This is a genomic window from Dokdonia sinensis, assembly GCF_003688895.1.
Lineage (GTDB): Bacteria > Bacteroidota > Bacteroidia > Flavobacteriales > Flavobacteriaceae > Dokdonia > Dokdonia sinensis.
This window is the reverse complement of the sequence record NZ_REFV01000022.1, coordinates 20,268-36,738: the sequence shown is the minus strand read 5'-3', so window position 1 is coordinate 36,738 and position 16,471 is coordinate 20,268. Positions and strand designations below refer to the sequence as shown.

The 16,471-nt window shown below is 39.7% G+C and carries 18 protein-coding genes and 1 tRNA gene; 12 read left to right on the top strand and 7 right to left on the bottom strand.

Translation table 11 applies throughout. The features are described 5' to 3' along the window. Nucleotides 1–180: 180 nt before the first annotated feature. Nucleotides 181–254: transfer RNA gene (locus EAX61_RS15825), tRNA-Asn, on the bottom strand. Between the two features lie 147 nt (nucleotides 255–401). Further along, nucleotides 402–1,829: a chromosomal replication initiator protein DnaA gene (gene dnaA / locus EAX61_RS15820; protein WP_121918689.1), complete on the bottom strand. Its 1,428-nt coding sequence runs from the start codon at nucleotides 1,827–1,829 to the stop codon at nucleotides 402–404. 204 nt (nucleotides 1,830–2,033) lie between these two features. Here dnaA and EAX61_RS15815 point away from each other — a divergent pair, with 204 nt between their 5' ends. Next, a complete protein-coding gene (locus EAX61_RS15815) occupies nucleotides 2,034–2,432 on the top strand; it encodes an acyl-CoA thioesterase (protein WP_121918688.1) in 399 nt (132 codons plus the stop codon). Nucleotides 2,433–2,434: 2 nt separating this feature from the next. On the opposite strand, the gene EAX61_RS15810 is transcribed toward EAX61_RS15815, so the two are convergent. The 3 genes from EAX61_RS15810 to ribD form a co-directional block, all read right to left on the bottom strand. Next, entirely contained in the window at nucleotides 2,435–3,049 is a 615-nt protein-coding gene (locus EAX61_RS15810; protein WP_121918687.1) for an IMPACT family protein, read from the bottom strand. A gap of 61 nt (nucleotides 3,050–3,110) precedes the next feature. Further along, nucleotides 3,111–3,983, bottom strand: coding sequence for a DMT family transporter (locus EAX61_RS15805; protein WP_121918686.1), 873 nt, complete (start codon nucleotides 3,981–3,983; stop codon nucleotides 3,111–3,113). Then, nucleotides 3,980–5,005: a bifunctional diaminohydroxyphosphoribosylaminopyrimidine deaminase/5-amino-6-(5-phosphoribosylamino)uracil reductase RibD gene (gene ribD / locus EAX61_RS15800; protein WP_121918685.1), complete on the bottom strand. Its 1,026-nt coding sequence runs from the start codon at nucleotides 5,003–5,005 to the stop codon at nucleotides 3,980–3,982. The genes EAX61_RS15805 and ribD overlap by 4 nt, the downstream gene beginning before the upstream one ends. Nucleotides 5,006–5,031: 26 nt before the next feature. On the opposite strand from ribD, the gene EAX61_RS15795 reads away from it, so the two are divergent. The 5 genes from EAX61_RS15795 (at nucleotide 5,032) to EAX61_RS15775 (ending at nucleotide 9,936) form a co-directional block, all read left to right on the top strand. Then, a complete protein-coding gene (locus EAX61_RS15795; protein ID WP_121918684.1) occupies nucleotides 5,032–5,517 on the top strand; it encodes a GNAT family N-acetyltransferase in 486 nt (161 codons plus the stop codon). Next, a complete protein-coding gene (prmC, locus tag EAX61_RS15790) occupies nucleotides 5,517–6,383 on the top strand; it encodes a peptide chain release factor N(5)-glutamine methyltransferase (RefSeq protein WP_121918683.1) in 867 nt (288 codons plus the stop codon). The genes EAX61_RS15795 and prmC overlap by 1 nt, the downstream gene beginning before the upstream one ends. A gap of 59 nt (nucleotides 6,384–6,442) precedes the next feature. Further along, entirely contained in the window at nucleotides 6,443–7,033 is a 591-nt protein-coding gene (locus EAX61_RS15785; protein ID WP_121918682.1) for an LOG family protein, read from the top strand. Between the two features lie 30 nt (nucleotides 7,034–7,063). After that, nucleotides 7,064–9,055: an NAD-dependent DNA ligase LigA gene (gene ligA / locus EAX61_RS15780; RefSeq protein WP_121918681.1), complete on the top strand. Its 1,992-nt coding sequence runs from the start codon at nucleotides 7,064–7,066 to the stop codon at nucleotides 9,053–9,055. A 134-nt stretch (nucleotides 9,056–9,189) separates the two neighbouring features. After that, on the top strand, nucleotides 9,190–9,936 hold the full coding sequence (locus tag EAX61_RS15775; protein ID WP_147448389.1) for a hypothetical protein: 747 nt from the start codon (nucleotides 9,190–9,192) through the stop codon (nucleotides 9,934–9,936). On the opposite strand, the gene EAX61_RS15770 is transcribed toward EAX61_RS15775, so the two are convergent. Then, complete coding sequence (locus EAX61_RS15770) at nucleotides 9,933–10,844, bottom strand: bifunctional metallophosphatase/5'-nucleotidase (protein WP_121918679.1); 912 nt, start codon at nucleotides 10,842–10,844, stop codon at nucleotides 9,933–9,935. The two genes, EAX61_RS15775 and EAX61_RS15770, sit on opposite strands and share 4 nt — an antisense overlap. Continuing rightward, on the bottom strand, nucleotides 10,841–11,611 hold the full coding sequence (locus EAX61_RS15765; RefSeq protein WP_121918678.1) for a 5'-nucleotidase C-terminal domain-containing protein: 771 nt from the start codon (nucleotides 11,609–11,611) through the stop codon (nucleotides 10,841–10,843). The genes EAX61_RS15770 and EAX61_RS15765 overlap by 4 nt, the downstream gene beginning before the upstream one ends. 69 nt (nucleotides 11,612–11,680) lie before the next feature. Between EAX61_RS15765 and EAX61_RS15760 the strand changes: the two genes are divergently transcribed. From EAX61_RS15760 to porD, 6 genes are all read left to right on the top strand, one after another. After that, entirely contained in the window at nucleotides 11,681–12,202 is a 522-nt protein-coding gene (locus tag EAX61_RS15760; protein ID WP_121918677.1) for a DUF6913 domain-containing protein, read from the top strand. Then, entirely contained in the window at nucleotides 12,202–13,077 is an 876-nt protein-coding gene (dapA, locus tag EAX61_RS15755) for a 4-hydroxy-tetrahydrodipicolinate synthase (RefSeq protein WP_121918676.1), read from the top strand. The genes EAX61_RS15760 and dapA overlap by 1 nt, the downstream gene beginning before the upstream one ends. 121 nt (nucleotides 13,078–13,198) lie before the next feature. Next, nucleotides 13,199–14,005: an outer membrane protein assembly factor BamD gene (locus EAX61_RS15750; RefSeq protein WP_121918675.1), complete on the top strand. Its 807-nt coding sequence runs from the start codon at nucleotides 13,199–13,201 to the stop codon at nucleotides 14,003–14,005. Between the two features lie 11 nt (nucleotides 14,006–14,016). Continuing rightward, nucleotides 14,017–14,361 carry a DNA-directed RNA polymerase subunit omega gene (locus EAX61_RS15745; protein WP_121918674.1) on the top strand — a complete coding sequence of 115 codons (345 nt, stop codon included), beginning with the start codon at nucleotides 14,017–14,019 and terminating at the stop codon, nucleotides 14,359–14,361. 5 nt (nucleotides 14,362–14,366) lie between these two features. Further along, the gene (coaBC, locus tag EAX61_RS15740; RefSeq protein WP_121918673.1) at nucleotides 14,367–15,572 is read left to right on the top strand and encodes a bifunctional phosphopantothenoylcysteine decarboxylase/phosphopantothenate--cysteine ligase CoaBC; all 1,206 of its coding nucleotides are present in this window, start codon (nucleotides 14,367–14,369) and stop codon (nucleotides 15,570–15,572) included. Then, nucleotides 15,569–16,456, top strand: a complete 888-nt coding sequence (porD, locus tag EAX61_RS15735) for a type IX secretion system protein PorD (protein ID WP_121918672.1) — start codon at nucleotides 15,569–15,571, stop codon at nucleotides 16,454–16,456. The genes coaBC and porD overlap by 4 nt, the downstream gene beginning before the upstream one ends. The last annotated feature ends 15 nt before the right edge of the window (nucleotides 16,457–16,471 follow it).

Sequence of the window (16,471 nt, the reverse complement as noted above, 5' to 3'; positions counted from 1 at the left end):
ATTTCTTCTACTACTTGAAGCTTAAAAGAAAGCGAGTAGTCTTTTTGGGTACGTTTAACATACCCAGTGGTTACTGGTGTTTTCATTACACTAAGAATTTAGTGTATCGCTATTTCAGGACGGGACAATTAATAGAATAAAAAAAGCCTCTACATCTCTGTAAAGGCTTTTACTAACTTGCTCCCCCTCTTGGGCTCGAACCAAGGACCCTCTGATTAACAGTCAGATGCTCTAACCAACTGAGCTAAGGAGGAGTGTTTTGCTGTTAGCGGTTGCAAATATAAAAGGTTTTTTTAATTGCAGAAACTATTTTTGATGTTTTTCTGCTTCTTTTTACAACTTTATGTTACTTGCTTTTTTAGGTGTATTGTGAATCAAATATTTACGGATATTACAATCTCTTAAACTGCGAGTTTCTTTCTTAAATCTTCCACATACTTTCTAAATTGTTTGTCGGTGCTCGCAAGATTATCCACCGTTTTGCAGGCGTGTAATACTGTAGCGTGATCGCGCTGTCCTATCTGGGATCCTATACTGGCAAGAGAAGCTTTGGTAAGCTTTTTTGCAAAGAACATGGCAAGTTGTCTCGCCTGTACAATGTGTCGCTTACGTGTTTTAGACTGTAGTGTTTCTACATCCATCTGGAAATAGTCAGAAACAATTTTCTGGATATAGTCTATAGAAACCTCGCGCTTCGTATGTTTTACATAGTTCTCTACTATCTTTTTAGCAAGATCTAGTGTGATTTCTTTCTTATTGAATGAAGAATGAGCGATCAATGATATGATAGCACCTTCCAGTTCTCTAATGTTTGTTTTGATATTATTTGCAAGAAACTCGATAATCTCTTCTGGCATTTCTACACCATCTTGATAGAGCTTGTGCTTTATAATAGAGATACGCGTTTCAAAGCCTGGATGTTGCAACTCTGCACTTAATCCCCATTTAAAACGAGAGAGTAGGCGTTGCTCGATATCCTGCATATCTACAGGAGCCTTGTCACTAGTAAGAATGACTTGTTTTCCGTTCTGGTGCAAATGATTAAAGATATGGAAGAACACATCCTGCGTTCCTGCTTTACCACTTAGTAATTGGATATCATCCACAATGAGCACATCAATCACTTGATAGAAGTGAATGAAGTCATTGCGATTATTCTTCTTTACAGACTCTATGTATTGTTGCGTAAACTTCTCTGCAGAGATATAAAGTACAGTCTTGTCTGGATATTTGTCCTTGATCTGTACCCCTATGGCGTGCGCTAGGTGCGTCTTTCCTAAACCAACACCTCCAAAAATCAATAACGGATTAAAAGAAGTTCCCCCAGGCTTGTTTGCCACTGCCATTCCTGCAGAGCGTGCCAGACGGTTCGAGTCTCCTTCTAGAAAGTTGTCAAAGTTATAATTTGGATTGAGTTGTGATTCTATCTGTAAGTTTCTGATGCCAGGAATTACAAATGGATTTTTAAGCTCAGGGTTTTTATTTTTAAAAGGTGCATCAACCTCTTGCGACTTCATTGCGCTGCGGTTTGCACTTGGTATTTTTTCGGTAAACGGTTGGTTATTTCCGTAGGTGTTTTCCATTTTGATCACGTAGACCAACTTTGCGTTCTCGCCCAACTCTTTGTTAAGGGCAACTTTTAAAAGCTTCACATAATGCTCTTCCAGCCACTCGTAAAAAAATTTACTCGGGACTTGAATACTTAGGGCAGCATCTGCAAGCTTAACCGCATTAATGGGTTCGAACCACGTTTTGTATGCTTGGGGAGTTATATTGTCCTGTATAAAAGAGAGACAGTTATCCCAAACGGTTTGCGCAGTTTTAGTCATTAGACAGGTTAGGTTTTTTTGATTTATGCTTAGATATATGGTCGATTAGAGAGTAAACAGGAATGCTGTTTTGGTGTCCCCCTTTATAAGGCAAATATGTGGACAAATTTTCTAATAAAAAAACCGAATTGGTATAGGTTTTTTAAAAATAAATCCTCATACTGACTAGGGATTAAAACTACAAAAAAAATATCCAAACAAATCGTGAAAAAGCACCTTACTTTTGTTAAAGTTCGTTATGCAGAGACAGACCAGATGGGAGTCGTGCATCACGGCAATTACGCACAATATCTAGAGCTCGCAAGAATTGACTGGCTAGATAATCTCGGGATTTCCTATAAATGGATGGAAGATAACGGTGTGATGCTACCTGTTTATAAGCTTGAGCTTACTTTTAAGAAATCGGCTACATTTGATGATGAATTAAAGATAGAAACGAGCCTTCGGGAGCTACCTTCTGTACGCATCATTTTTGACTATAAAATATATAATCAAAGTGATGATTTGCTTACAGTTGCGAGTGCTGAATTAATCTTTATTAGTAAAGATTCAAAGAGACCGATACGCTGCCCGGATTACATTCTGGACCTATTAAAAAAGTAGAGTCATTCCTCCTCGTCTTCGGCTAAAATCTTGATGCCATAAACCGCTTTAAATTGATCGATTACTGTCTCTGCCTCCTTTTGACGAATTGACAATACATAATGACAATCTAACGCCAGATTTTGCTCCACAATAGTGACATCCCGTTCTTTGATAATGCGCTGTGCGGCGTTCATTAGGGGATATTCAAATCGTATTTCAAAAGTTACATCTATAGTGCGTTTTACGATTTTAGCATTTTCAAGGGCGAGCTGTGCTCCCGTGCGATAAGCATTAATTAATCCGGAAACGCCCAATTTTACACCGCCAAAATACCGAACCACCACCACCAGTACATTAGTTACATCAAAGGACTGTAACTGTCCATAAATAGGAGCGCCAGCGCTGTTTGAGGGTTCCCCATCATCATTTGCTCGGTACCGATCGTAGGTTTTCCCCAGCTGATAGGCGTAGCACCAGTGTCTCGCTTGATAGTGCTGTTTTTTGAGCGCTTCTATGTGTTCTTTGACTTCATCTTCGGTAGTAACGGGAAAGGCATAACCATAAAACTTGCTGTTCTTATCCTTGAACAGCACCTCTTCAGAAGGTTTCGATATCGTTTTATAGGTGTCTTTCATTTAATAATTAATAGTACGCTTTCGCGAAAGCGTAAAAAGCATATTCCCAAGTTACTCAATATCATTTACTCGCAATCCAGACCAGAACAATAGAAACTACTGCCATCCCAATCCCGAGCCAATTTTTAAAAATCAATTTCTCCTTAAAAAGTAGAATGCCTAGAAACGTAGAAACCATAACAATCGCGACATTGTTAATGGTAAATAATGTGGAACTGTCAAAGGTGTCTGCCCGTAGCGCCTGCACCAGCATATAAATCGAGAAATAATTTGGGATGCCTAAACAAATCCCTGCCACAACATTTTTAGCCTTAAAAGTAAACGTCTTTGTAACTATTTGGTATAGAATAATAAAAACCCCAATTACCGCGGCCGCCCCAAAAATCGTCGCCGAAAAAATGGGCACATCGTCTGCGGCAACGTATTCGCCCTCCATAAACTTAATGCTGGTGTCTATCGCGCCACTCCCTAAAAATACGAGGAAAGGAAAAATGAGATTCTTCTTTTTAATGGAGATCCCCTCTTTGGATTTAATGGAAGCAAGATAAACAGCAACAAGCGCGAGTAAGATTCCTATGATTTTCAACATTCCTAACGACTCTTTATAATAGAGCACACCAAAAAGTATAGGGATAACCACACTCATTTTAGTCGCTACGGAGACCACAGAGAGTCCACTGCGCTGGGTTGTCAAAGCCATTAGATTAAATACGGTGATAAAAATAAGCCCCAGGATTACGGTGCCATAGAACCAATCTTGACTTGGAATCTCTGCAACGGCGGTACTTCCTTTGTATAATGATAGTCCGCAAATGCAAGCTACGAAGTAGTTTACAATAATGGCGTGCAGGGTGTTTACCTCATACTTAGAGAAAAGCTTGAAAATGACAAATATCAAGCTGGATGCGGCAATACTGAGGAGTAAATAAATCAAGATGGGCTGTTCTTATAATATATTAATGTGTCGTCTACAATGGCCTTTCGGGAAGTCTCAGAGAATGTCTGGTTGATTGTTGGTGCTTTAGTGCCATCTCTAAAAATGTTTTTTCCATAAAATACGCGCGCTTCATCCCAAATACCCGCGTCTATAAATTGTTGCAGGGTGTGTCGCCCTCCTTCTATAATTAAGGATTGGATCTCATTCTCATAGAGCGTTTTGCATATGGCTTCTGGCTCACTTTCTTCAAGGGAAATAGTCTTCGCATCGTTATTAAAAATTTTTAAATCTTGCGCAAGATTGTTCTTAGAGTCAACTACTATTCGAATAGGGTTCTTTCCTTCCCAATCGCGAGTTGTCAAGCTGGGATTATCTTCCAGTACCGTTTTTCCACCCACGAGAATGGCTTGCTCCTCGCTGCGCCATTTATGTACGAGTTGCCGCGATCTCTTGTTTGTGATCCAGACAGGTTTTTGCGCATCTCGAGTTTTGGGAGCGATAAAACCATCTAAAGTTTGCGCCCATTTCAAGATAATATAGGGACGTTTTTTCTCGTGATAGGTAAAAAAACGCTTGTTGCTCTCACGACATTCATCTTCCAGCACGCCTATGCTCACGTCACAACCCGCGACCATCAATTTTTTGATTCCTGCGCCAGCAACTTTGGCAAAGGGGTCTATAGTTCCTATAATTACTTTTTTTATACCGCTATCGATGATTAAATCTGCACAGGGCGGTGTTTTTCCGTAATGACTGCAAGGCTCTAAGGATACGTACAGTGCAGACTTTGAGAGGAGTTTTTTTATGGATGCTTCCGTACTCCGACTTTGCTCGGCATAAACTCCAGCGATACAGTTCACCTCTGCGTGAGCACCACCATAAGCACTGGTGTAACCTTCGGCTATGATCTTACCCTCGTGCACGAGAACGGCACCCACAGACGGGTTTGGCATCGCCGCAGGGAGACCATTTTTTGCAAGTTGTAAGCAACGTTTTATATAGGTTTCGTGTATCTTCACACCGCAAATGTAAACGATTGTAAGCGATGGACAAACCTATAATTCGCCCTATTGAAAAAGCAGATAATGCACAAGTTGCACAGGTTATCAGAAAAGTGCTGGTGGACCTCGGAGTGCCTAAAGTTGGTACCGCTTATGCAGATAAGGCGCTGGATATGATGCACGAAACCTACGACCGTGATCGCGCCACATATTTTGTAGTAGATGATGGTGGGACAATTATAGGTTGTGCCGGCATCGCACAGCTGGATAATTATGATGGGAATGTGTGTGAACTTCAAAAAATGTATTTTCTGGAAGAAGCCCGTGGTCGTGGGCTGGGAACTGCGATGATGGATGCGTGTTTAGAACAGGCGAGAACCTATGGTTTTGAGCAATGTTACATCGAGACAATGCCCTATATGGAAGCAGCTCAAAAATTATATAAGCGCACAGGTTTTCGATACATTGATGGACCTATGGGCGATACGGGTCACTATTCTTGCCCCGTGCATATGCTTATGGATTTATAATGACCGTACAAGAAATCAGGACACATTTTGCTATTGCTCTAGGAGATCTCTATCCCGATGAGGAAGTGGCCTCTTTTTGTTTTCTAAGCTTTGAGCACGTCACGGGAATGAATAGGGTGGAAGTTACGCTTTCGCGAAATAAAATACTCAACTCACAACAAACCGACGAAATGCTTCAGATTATGGAAAGGCTAAAACGATCTGAGCCTATCCAATATATAATCGGTTCAAGCGAATTTTACGGATTAGAGTTTCAGGTAAATAGATTTACACTTATCCCAAGACCAGAAACGGAGGAATTAGTAGATTGGGTCATAAAAGACCACACACAAATTGCCGAAAGAGTAACTGAAATACCTCATAATGTTTTAGATATAGGAACCGGCTCAGGTTGTATTGCAATTTGTATTGCAAAACATCTTGCGGGTGCTCACATTGAGGCGGTAGATATTTCTCAAAATGCCCTAGAAACTGCAAGTAACAATGCAAGTCGCAACGACGTAAAAGTAAAATTTTTCCAGCAAGATATACTCGCTGCCGAAGATTTACCCAAAAATTATGACATTATTGTAAGCAACCCGCCGTATGTACGTGAACTTGAGAAGGAACAAATGCGGGCCAATGTGCTTAATAATGAGCCGGAGGGAGCCTTGTTTGTTCAAGATGAGACCCCTTTGTTATTTTATGAGAAAATAGGAGTACTGGCCTTTAAATTTTTAAATGAGAAAGGGACTTTGTATTTTGAAATCAATGAATATCTTGGCGCCGAAATGATTGCGTTATTAAAAGAAATAGGATTCAAAAGTGTAGAGCTTCGTAAAGATATGTTCGGTAGAGATAGAATGATAAAGGCAATGCGGGAGTAGTTTGCTTTCGCGAAAGCGGAAAATTTAAATGAATAGTCTCCCGAAGTAAAACAAAAACAATGAACAATTTAAAATCAATATGTGTCTTTTGCGGAAGCAGCGAGGGAAATGATAAGGCAATTGTAGATGTCGCCTTGCAATTAGGGGCAACAATGGCACAGCGTGACATAACCCTTGTATATGGCGCGGCAAAAATTGGGATTATGGGCAAGGTTGCTCAGGGGGCATTAGATAATGATGGCAAAGTCATTGGCGTCATTCCAGAGTTTTTAAAACTAAAGGAAGTCGTTCATTTAGGGCTTACGGAGCTTATTGTAAATGAAACGATGCACGAGCGCAAGATGAAAATGCACGAGATTTCTGATGGCTTTATTACGTTGCCAGGCGGTTTTGGTACTTTTGAGGAGCTCTTTGAGATTATCACTTGGGCACAACTTGGATTGCACCAAAAACCCATTGGGCTTCTTAACGTAAATGGATTTTACGATGACCTTATTGCAATGCTCAAAACGATGGTCGCAAAGGGTTTTTTAAAACAAGAAAATTTAGAACTTTTGCTTGTAGATACGTCTGTAGAGGGATTGCTTGCCCAGATTAAGGATTTTAAACCACAACCTGTACCTAAATGGTTAAAAGTAGATAGAACGTAGAACTAGCATAAAATATTAAGTCATTAAAGAATGAACGCCGAAGAACAAATCCTCCAGTTGCGCAACGAGTTACGAGCACATAATCACAATTATTATGTGCTGGACAACCCCACAATTTCAGATTTTGAATTTGATAAAAAACTAAAACAGCTCCAGGATTTAGAACAGGCACATCCAGAATATGATGATGTAAATTCTCCTACGCATCGTGTGGGTGGAGCGGTGACTAAGAATTTTGAAACAATTGTTCATGAGCATAGGATGTATTCTCTGGATAACTCATATTCTAAAGAGGACTTAGAGGATTGGGAGGCCCGAGTAAAAAAGCTGGTGGATGGGGATGTAAGCTATACCTGCGAGCTTAAGTATGATGGTGCCTCGATTAGTCTCACTTACGAGAACGGGCAATTACTTAAAGCGGTTACAAGAGGTGACGGGATTCAGGGAGATGATGTAACGACTAATATTAAGACGATTAATTCCGTGCCATTGCAATTAAAGGGTGATTATCCCCCTAGATTTGATATTCGGGGAGAAATTGTGCTCCCTTGGGAGGGTTTTCACGCGATGAATGAGGAACGGGAAGCCTTGGGATTAGAGTTATATCGCAATCCGCGCAATACGGCTAGTGGGAGTTTAAAATTGCAGGACAGTGCAGCCGTGGCAAAGCGACCTTTACAATGTTTATTATATAATTTGACTGGAAATAATTTGGGCGTGGCAACACAATTTGACAGTCTTCAAAAAGCACGGGATTGGGGTTTTAAAGTCCCGGACGAAGCAAAACTTGCTTATAACATAGATGAAGTGCTAGAGTACATCAATCATTGGGATGTTGCCCGCCACGATTTGCCTTATGAGACAGATGGTGTAGTGATTAAGGTAAATAGCCTTCAGCAACAGGAAGAACTGGGTTACACTGCTAAGGCACCACGATGGGCAATGGCTTATAAGTTTAAAGCAGAACAAGTTTCTACCCGCTTGCGCGAAATAACATACCAAGTAGGTCGCACCGGAGCCATTACACCGGTGGCAAACTTAGAGCCAGTAGAGCTTGCTGGCACAACTGTAAAACGGGCTAGCCTGCACAATGCAGACCAAATAGAAAAATTAGACATACGAGAAGGCGACGAGGTATTTGTAGAAAAGGGAGGAGAAATCATTCCCAAAATAATCGCGGTAGATTTAACTAAGAGACCTGAAAATTCACAACCTACACAATATATCGCTGAATGTCCAGAATGTGGAACACCATTAGTTAGGGAAGAAGGAGATGCAAAACATTTTTGTCCTAACGATACGGGTTGTCCACCACAAATAGTGGGCAGAATACAGCACTACATTTCTAGAAAAGCAATGGATATAGAAGGTTTGGGAGGGGAAACCGTCGCTCTTTTAGTGTCTGAAAACCTAATCTACAATTATGCAGATTTATATGAGCTCACGGTAGAACAGCTTTTACCACTTGAGCGTATGGCACAAAAAAGTGCTGAGAACCTTGTCAATGGTGTTTTGGCCTCTACTCAAATTCCTTTTGAGCGCGTGCTGTTTGCATTAGGAATAAGATATGTGGGAGAAACGGTAGCAAAGAAACTAGCAAAGCATTATAAATCTATAAATGCCATCATTTCGGCGACAGAGGAGGAGTTAATTGCTGTTGATGAAATAGGAGGGAGAATTGCAGAGAGTGTTGTGGCGTTTTTCGCGAAAGCGGAAAACATAAGCATCATAAACAGACTCAAATCTTACGGAGTGCAACTGGAAATTTCGGCAGAAAAGCTGGCTAATCAGTCAGACACACTCGAGGGAAAAACTTTTGTGGTTTCTGGAGTTTTTGAAATGCCACGCAATGAACTTAAAAAGTTAATAGAAGATAACGGTGGCAAAGTGTCAAGCTCGATAAGTGCAAAAACGTCTTACATCGTTGCGGGAGATAAAATGGGGCCTAGCAAACTGGAGAAAGCTCAGAAGTTAGGAGTAGCTATAATTTCTGAAAAGGATTTTATAATGATGATAGCATAGCCTCTTTTCTTCTAGTTCTTGGATTTATGGTAGGAGATTTTCAGTTCAAATTGTTTAAGAGAAGTGAAGTCGGTTTATGGTGATTTTACTTTATAAAATTGGCATATATTTGCCGTCCCCCAATTCAAGTGATTATGAAATTCAAGATATGCGTCTTCGGATGCATTTTGGTGTCCCTTGCGACATTATACTTCGTCAGCATTGATGCTTATACCTACACGGCGGCAATGCGATTTCTTTTCAAGTTAGTACTTCTATGTACTTTTCTGCATTATAAGGAAGTTCAGGATAAAAATGCATTCTATACTTTTTTTGGCCTCCTTCTTTTAACTGATGTTCTTGCATTATTTGTAGCCGAGGTGAATAATTATTTTCTTGTGCCCATAGGGATTATTTTCTTTGTATGCTACATTTTGCTTTTGAGAGATGCCTATAGGCAGTTCAAGATTCAGGATCCGCGTAATGTTGTAGCTTTTTATTATCTATTCGTTATTCTCATCAATGCTGTGCTTGTAATCCTCCATCTTATAAACCTTTACGGATATATGGAGGGGCAACTCGCCATCTTTATAGGTCAAGTTTTTTATAACATTGCGCTATATTTTATGATCGTGCTATCACTAGCGTATTACCTAAATTCATATTCTAAAAAGTCAATGTATTTTCTCATTGCCTCCTTGTCATTTGTGTGTTCTGATATTTTGGTAAGTGCATTTCTCTTTTACAATATTCAAGAGAGCATTATTTCATTTCACACCTTTTTAAGTATGATAGGGTATGTTTTCTTTTTTAACTACTTCTTTACTGCCGAAAAGCCACAAATGATTGAAGCCGAAATCTTAAAAGAACTTTCTGAGCGCAAGGCAGCGAGCAAGGGCTAGACTTCGATAACGGTTGCTTGACTTTCTATATTATTTGCGTCATCTAGGTAAAAGTCAATGCGTCCCACATTAACTCCTGCCCAGCCCACTTGATTTACTAAAACGAACTGACCATCCTTATTTTGAACAATGGTAGGTTTTTCTAAAAATGTATGCGTGTGACCACCTATAATAAGGTCAATGCCAGAGGTTAAAGAGGCTAATTTAATATCTGAAATTCGGTCAGGGTCTTTATAGTCGTATCCTAAATGCGATAGGCAGATGACAAGGTCACAATTTTCTGAACTTCGTAACTTTTGAGTGATATCAGTTGCTATTTCGACGGGATCCAGATATTTTGTTTCTTTATATAACCTCTTATTCACTAGTCCATCCAGGGCTATTCCCAATCCAAAAACACCAATTTTTACACCATCTTTCACAAAGACATTGTAGGGTTTCGTATGGCCGTCCATTAGTGTATTTGAGAAGTCGTAATTTGCGGTGAGTAACTGGAAATCTGCGTGCGGTAGTTGAGCGTACAACCCATCGATACCGTTATCAAAATCGTGATTTCCCAGTGTAGCCGCATCGTACTTAAGCATACTCATTAATTTGAACTCAAGTTCACCTCCATAGAAATTGAAATAAGGTGTACCCTGAAAAATGTCACCAGCATCAAGAAGTAATGTGTTGGGATTTTCTTTTCTGACATTTTCGATAAGTGTCATCCTGCGAGCAACGCCCCCTTGATTTGGAAATTTGGGATCGTTTTTGTCAAAAGGTTCTATGTGACTATGAACGTCATTTGTGTGGAGTATGGTGATATGTTTTTTTGCTTTAAGCGAAAGAGCGCTCATCGTTACCCCGCTAAGACCTATTAAACTTCCTGCCGCAGCACTTTTCTGGATAAATGACCTTCTTTTCATTGCTCGAGTTTTATAAATCGTTTATCTCTCATGGGCGCGATGGTGTCATATTTTTTAAAGTAATCTATGAGCACATTTCGCACTTTATAGTCTAAAGTCAGCTTACTTATGGGATTTGTGAGAAAGGTCATATTATCACCACCTTGCTGAAGGTAATCATTGGTCGCGATAAAATAGGTGTTATTATCTACTACAGGTTCTCCTTGAATAAGATGCTCCTTTATACTTCCATCTTTATTGAGAATTAGGCTCATTCCTGCAATGGGATGTGCTGTTCCTTGAGCGAGATAGTTAAAGAGCTTCTTCATCGTTGCTCCGCTTAATTCTACAACGACTACTTCATTTTCAAACGGCATTAGCTCATACGCAGTTTTAGTGGTGATATTTCCCGAGTTAAGTGTAGCGCGTATACCGCCATAGTTGAGAAGCACGGCATTAAAGGGGTATCCAGTTCTTGATGTAAAGACTGGGTTTGCCATTTCAAAAACAGCATCTGCCATCATATTTCCTATCGCAGTATTGTATGGGCTGTCTTTTTTAGAAAGGGATACTGGGGCATAAGCTAGAATGCTGTTCATTTGGTCATCTATAGACTTTTTGTACGGTGCTATGTAATCTACAATCGCTTGGTTTTCCTGTATATTTTGGTCTACTTGTAGTTGCTCACCTTTGATGCGTTCTGGTTTAAAACCAGCATCCTTGCAGCACAGGAATGTAAGTGGCAAGAGTAGGAGAATCCAGTAATATTTATTGCATATTGAAGTCATAAGATAGGCTCGTAAAAATGGATTTTTAGCTACATTTGTTTTGGTTACTCAATCTTGATATAAAGGTAAATGTTTTTAAGCGGATTAAAAGAAAAATCCATAGTCAGAAGGCTCAAATCAGTTACTTCAGGAAGGAGTTATGCGGGGGCGTCAGGAAAAATTACCTCGGTAGCCCTGCTTCAGGACGCATCAATGCCATTTAATTCAAAAGAACTAAGTGATCTAATCAAGGTACTGGGAATTGCACAAGCACAGCTTACCGTTATAAGTTATGTGTCTAATCCGGATAAAGCGGAGCTGGTTGATGAGCGAACGGTAGCAGATAAGCATTTAGGGTGGAAGGGAGTGTTTAAGCCCGTTCACCTTAGGAATTTTGTGGAGCAGTCTTTTGATGTTTTGATAAGTTATTATACGGACGAGAATTTGCCTTTGCTGGCATTGTCTGCGCAAAGCAATGCTTCTTTTAAAGTAGGTATAGGTGAGAATTATTTTGATATTCAGGATCTTTCCATTCAGATAAAGAGAGATCAAGAATCCGTTTTTATAAAAGAGCTAGAGAAGTATTTAAATATTTTAAAAATTAAAAAATAATGCAACAGTTGAGAGGGACAGGAGTGGCACTAGTAACTCCCTTTAATAAAGATTTATCTGTCGATTATGATGGGCTTACCGCTGTCGTTGAGCACTGTATCTCGGGTGGTGTGGACTATATCGTGATGTTAGGGACAACAGCCGAAAATGTGACGCTTACAAGTGAAGAAAAACAAAAGGTAGTTTCACATATTAAAAATGTTGTAAATAAGAGAAAGCCACTCGTTCTTGGTGTAGGAGGAAATAATACCCAGCTTATTGTAGATGAACTAAAAAACCTAGACACGACTGATATCACTGCGATTCTTTCTGTCTCACCAGCATACAATAAACCCACTCAAAATGGTATTTATGCTCATTTTGCTTCCATAGCACAAGCGTCGCCACTTCCAGTGATTTTATATAACGTGCCTTCAAGAACCGGTAGCAATATGTCGCCAGACACGGTGCTTCGGCTTGCAAGAGATTTTGATAATGTTGTTGGGATAAAAGAAGCCGCCGGAGATATGGTTCAGGTTTTAAAATTATTAAGAGACAGGCCTGATGGTTTTTTAGTTATTTCTGGAGACGATATGCTTGCACTGCCATTAGTTTTGGCGGGTGGAGACGGTGTGATTTCGGTGATAGGGCAGGGCGTTGTTGAGCCTTTTTGCGGTATGATTAAAGATGGTCTTGATGGCGCTTTCGCGAAAGCGTACGAAGCACATTTCAAATTAATGCCCATCATTGACTTCATTTTTGAAGAGGGAAACCCTGCTGGGATAAAGTCTGTTCTAGCTGTCAAAAATAAGTGCAGTGACGAAGTGCGTCTACCTCTTGTAAAAGCAAGTGCCGCATTAGAGAAAAAAATACGCACATACTTAGAGGCGTTGTGATACGTTAATCTTATGCTAAGAGTGGCAAGGGAGTCATTTATACCGCTACTTTTAGCAACTGTATACAATATTTTATTATCCGAGTAATTATACGTAATTTTGCTCGCTGTTTTAGAGCCATATGAAGAATATACTTGCCTTTTTAATTTTAGTTGTTGTTGTAAGTTCTTGCAGTACATATCAAGAGACGCTTAAGTCTGATGATATAGGTGCAAAATATGCGCTTGCAGATTCACTTTACGACATAGGAAAATACAAGAAATCATTAAAGCTTTGGGAGCAAATTGTACCTGTTTACAGAGGGCGTCCACAAGCAGAACGAGTGATGTACAAATATTCGGACACTTATTATCAATTAGGTGATTATTATCTGGCAGGATATAATTTTGAACGATTTGTAAAATCTTACCCAAAAAGCACAAAACGGGAAGATGCCGCTTTTAAAAGTGCGCAGAGTTATTATAAGCTTTCTCCACGATACAACCTAGATCAAGGAGACACCCAGCGAGCAATGGATAAACTTCAAGAGTTTATAAATAGTTATCCAGAATCTGTTCAAATTCCTGTGGCAAACGATATGGTTGCAGAACTGGGAACAAAGATTGAAAAGAAAGAGTTTGAAATTGCAAAAATGTACAACAAAATTGCTGTAAGTCAATTTACATATCCTGCGGCTATTAAATCTATGGATAATTTTCTTTCAGATTTTCCAGGGTCAGAATTTAAAGAGGATGCCCTCTTTTATAGATTAGATTCGGCATATAAATTTGCTATAGGCAGTAGGAGAGATCTTGTAACGGAAAGATTGGAAGCTGCAAAACAATATCACGAGACGTTAATAAAATATTTTCCTAGCGGAAAATATAATGAGGAAGCTACAGAGATGATTACAGACATTAATGAGCGCCTCGCAGAAGCTATTAATTAAACACGAAGACGATGAATTTTAAAGATCTAGAAGCACCTATCAATACAACGACGATTGATAAAAACCTTGTAGATGCTCCTACTGGGAACATTTACGAAGCCATTTCAATTATCTCTAAGCGTGCCACTCAAATTAATACTGAAATTAAGAGAGAGTTGCTTGAGAAGCTCGATGAGTTTGCAACGTTTAATGACAGTTTAGAAGAAATCTTCGAAAACAAGGAACAGATTGAAGTTTCAAAGTTTTACGAACGTCTTCCTAAGCCTCACGCACTTGCTGTGCAGGAATGGTTAGAAAACCGTATTTACAGCAGAGATACTAGCATTGTAGAGGTAGCTGAAGAAGCAAAAGCATAATTTACATGTCGACTTTACGCGGTAAGAACGTTTTATTAGGTGTTACCGCAGGTATTGCTGCATATAAAAGCGCCAGTCTTGTACGAGAATTCGTAAAGGCTGGCGCTTCTGTGCAGGTAGTAATGACTCCTGCGGCAAAGGATTTTGTGACGCCACTCACCCTTTCGACCCTTTCTAAAAATCCAGTCCATAGTTATTTTACTGAAGAAGGAGATGAGAATGCTATTTGGACCAATCACGTAGAGTTAGGTCTGTGGGCAGATCTTATGGTCATCGCTCCAGCTACGGCAAATACAATGTCAAAAATGGCAAATGGTGCTTGTGATAATCTATTGCTGGCAACCTATTTAAGTGCAAAGTGTCCTGTGTATTTTGCTCCCGCAATGGATCTAGACATGTATAAACATCCGTCTACTAGCTCGACTTTTAATAAGCTTCAGAGCTTTGGTAACATTATGATTCCAGCAACTAGTGGAGAGCTCGCTAGCGGTTTAGTCGGTCAAGGTCGTATGGCAGAACCTGAAGATATTGTGATGTTTATTAACGATCATATATTAAGTGATCTTCCTTTGAAAGGTAAACGCGTGCTCATAACGGCTGGACCTACTTATGAAGCTATTGACCCAGTAAGATTTATAGGTAATCACAGTAGTGGTAAAATGGGAGTGGAGCTTGCTCTAGCAGCTGCGGGGCTGGGAGCAAAAGTTGATTTGATTTTAGGGCCTAGTGCCCTTAAAGTTCATCACGAATCTGTTACCGTGCACAACGTAATTTGTGCGCAGGAAATGTATGATGCGGCGCATCAGTTTTTTGGTGATGCAGATGTTGCTATAGCTGCGGCTGCTGTTGCAGACTACCGACCGGCTGCCATTGCAGACCAAAAAATAAAGAAAAATGATAGCAAGATGCAAATAGATCTTGTTAAGACTCAAGATATCTTAGCGTCTATGGGGGCAATTAAGAAAGATCAGTTTTTAGTGGGATTTGCATTAGAAACGGAGAATGAGGTTGAGAATGCTAAAAAGAAATTGAATAAAAAGAATTTAGACGCAATTGTTTTAAATTCGCTCAACGATAAAGGTGCTGGCTTTAAGACGAAAACCAATAAAATAACGTTCATAACAAAAGACAGCGTCCAGCCGTATGATTTAAAATCTAAAAAGGAAGTTGCGGTCGATGTTTGGAATGCTATTATGAAATTTGTTATATGAAAAATTTACTCTTTCTATTGCTTATATCTTTTACGATTACCAGTTATGCTCAAGAGCTTAATGCTGTCGTCGTAATTAATGCAGAGCAAACTGGAAAATCTGATTTACAGGTTTTCAGGACTCTGGAGCGACAAGTAACGGAATTTATTAATAATACCGTATGGACAGATAAAAATTACAAGCAGCAAGAGCGTATCGATTGTTCATTTAATATTATCGTAAGTCAGTTAGACGCAGATCGCTTTCAAGCTTCTGTTCAGGTACAATCTTCTCGCCCTGTATTTGGATCTAATTATGACAGTCCGCTATTTAACTTTAATGATAGGCAGTTTAATTTTACCTATGTAGAGTTCCAACCGCTTGCTTATGATCGTAGGACTTTTAGCAACAATCTTGTGTCAACGCTTGCTTTTTATGCTTACACCATTATTGGTCTTGATGCGAGCTCCTTTGTGCAAGGGGGAGGCGAAACTTATTTTGAAGAGGCAAAACAAATCGTAAGTAATGCTCAGCAGAGTGATAGCCCAGGATGGAAACCCGTAGATGGCCCACAATCAAGATTTAGACTAAATGATGATTTACTTTCTCCTAATTTTAGGGATTTTTCAAAAGTGATGTACGAATATCACCGTAAGGGAATGGATATTATGTCTACAAACCAAGAAGATGCCAAGTCTCAAATAGCTGAGACACTACAATTAATGAGAGGAATGTACAATACCCGACCAAATAATTTTTTAAGCCGTGTGTTTTTTGATGCAAAAGCCGAGGAAATTGCCTCTATTTACGCAGGTGGTCCCCAAGTAAAAATTACCGAATTGGTTGAAGTGTTAAATAGGGTTGCGCCAACTAAGGCCACCTTATGGCGTCAAATTAAATTTTAGTCTCTCAGCTTGTTT

Excerpts from the sequence above, each read along its gene's own strand:
- dnaA (WP_121918689.1), bottom strand. The coding sequence starts at position 1,829 with ATGACTAAAACTGCGCAAACCGTTTGGGATAACTGTCTCTCTTTTATA.
- EAX61_RS15760 (WP_121918677.1), top strand. The coding sequence starts at position 11,681 with ATGTTTTTAAGCGGATTAAAAGAAAAATCCATAGTCAGAAGGCTCAAA.
- coaBC (WP_121918673.1), top strand. The coding sequence starts at position 14,367 with ATGTCGACTTTACGCGGTAAGAACGTTTTATTAGGTGTTACCGCAGGT.
- dapA (WP_121918676.1), top strand. The coding sequence starts at position 12,202 with ATGCAACAGTTGAGAGGGACAGGAGTGGCACTAGTAACTCCCTTTAAT.
- EAX61_RS15785 (WP_121918682.1), top strand. The coding sequence starts at position 6,443 with ATGAACAATTTAAAATCAATATGTGTCTTTTGCGGAAGCAGCGAGGGA.
- EAX61_RS15745 (WP_121918674.1), top strand. The coding sequence starts at position 14,017 with ATGAATTTTAAAGATCTAGAAGCACCTATCAATACAACGACGATTGAT.
- EAX61_RS15775 (WP_147448389.1), top strand. The coding sequence starts at position 9,190 with ATGAAATTCAAGATATGCGTCTTCGGATGCATTTTGGTGTCCCTTGCG.
- EAX61_RS15750 (WP_121918675.1), top strand. The coding sequence starts at position 13,199 with ATGAAGAATATACTTGCCTTTTTAATTTTAGTTGTTGTTGTAAGTTCT.
- porD (WP_121918672.1), top strand. The coding sequence starts at position 15,569 with ATGAAAAATTTACTCTTTCTATTGCTTATATCTTTTACGATTACCAGT.
- ligA (WP_121918681.1), top strand. The coding sequence starts at position 7,064 with ATGAACGCCGAAGAACAAATCCTCCAGTTGCGCAACGAGTTACGAGCA.
- EAX61_RS15770 (WP_121918679.1), bottom strand. The coding sequence starts at position 10,844 with ATGAAAAGAAGGTCATTTATCCAGAAAAGTGCTGCGGCAGGAAGTTTA.
- prmC (WP_121918683.1), top strand. The coding sequence starts at position 5,517 with ATGACCGTACAAGAAATCAGGACACATTTTGCTATTGCTCTAGGAGAT.
- EAX61_RS15810 (WP_121918687.1), bottom strand. The coding sequence starts at position 3,049 with ATGAAAGACACCTATAAAACGATATCGAAACCTTCTGAAGAGGTGCTG.
- EAX61_RS15795 (WP_121918684.1), top strand. The coding sequence starts at position 5,032 with ATGGACAAACCTATAATTCGCCCTATTGAAAAAGCAGATAATGCACAA.
- EAX61_RS15765 (WP_121918678.1), bottom strand. The coding sequence starts at position 11,611 with ATGACTTCAATATGCAATAAATATTACTGGATTCTCCTACTCTTGCCA.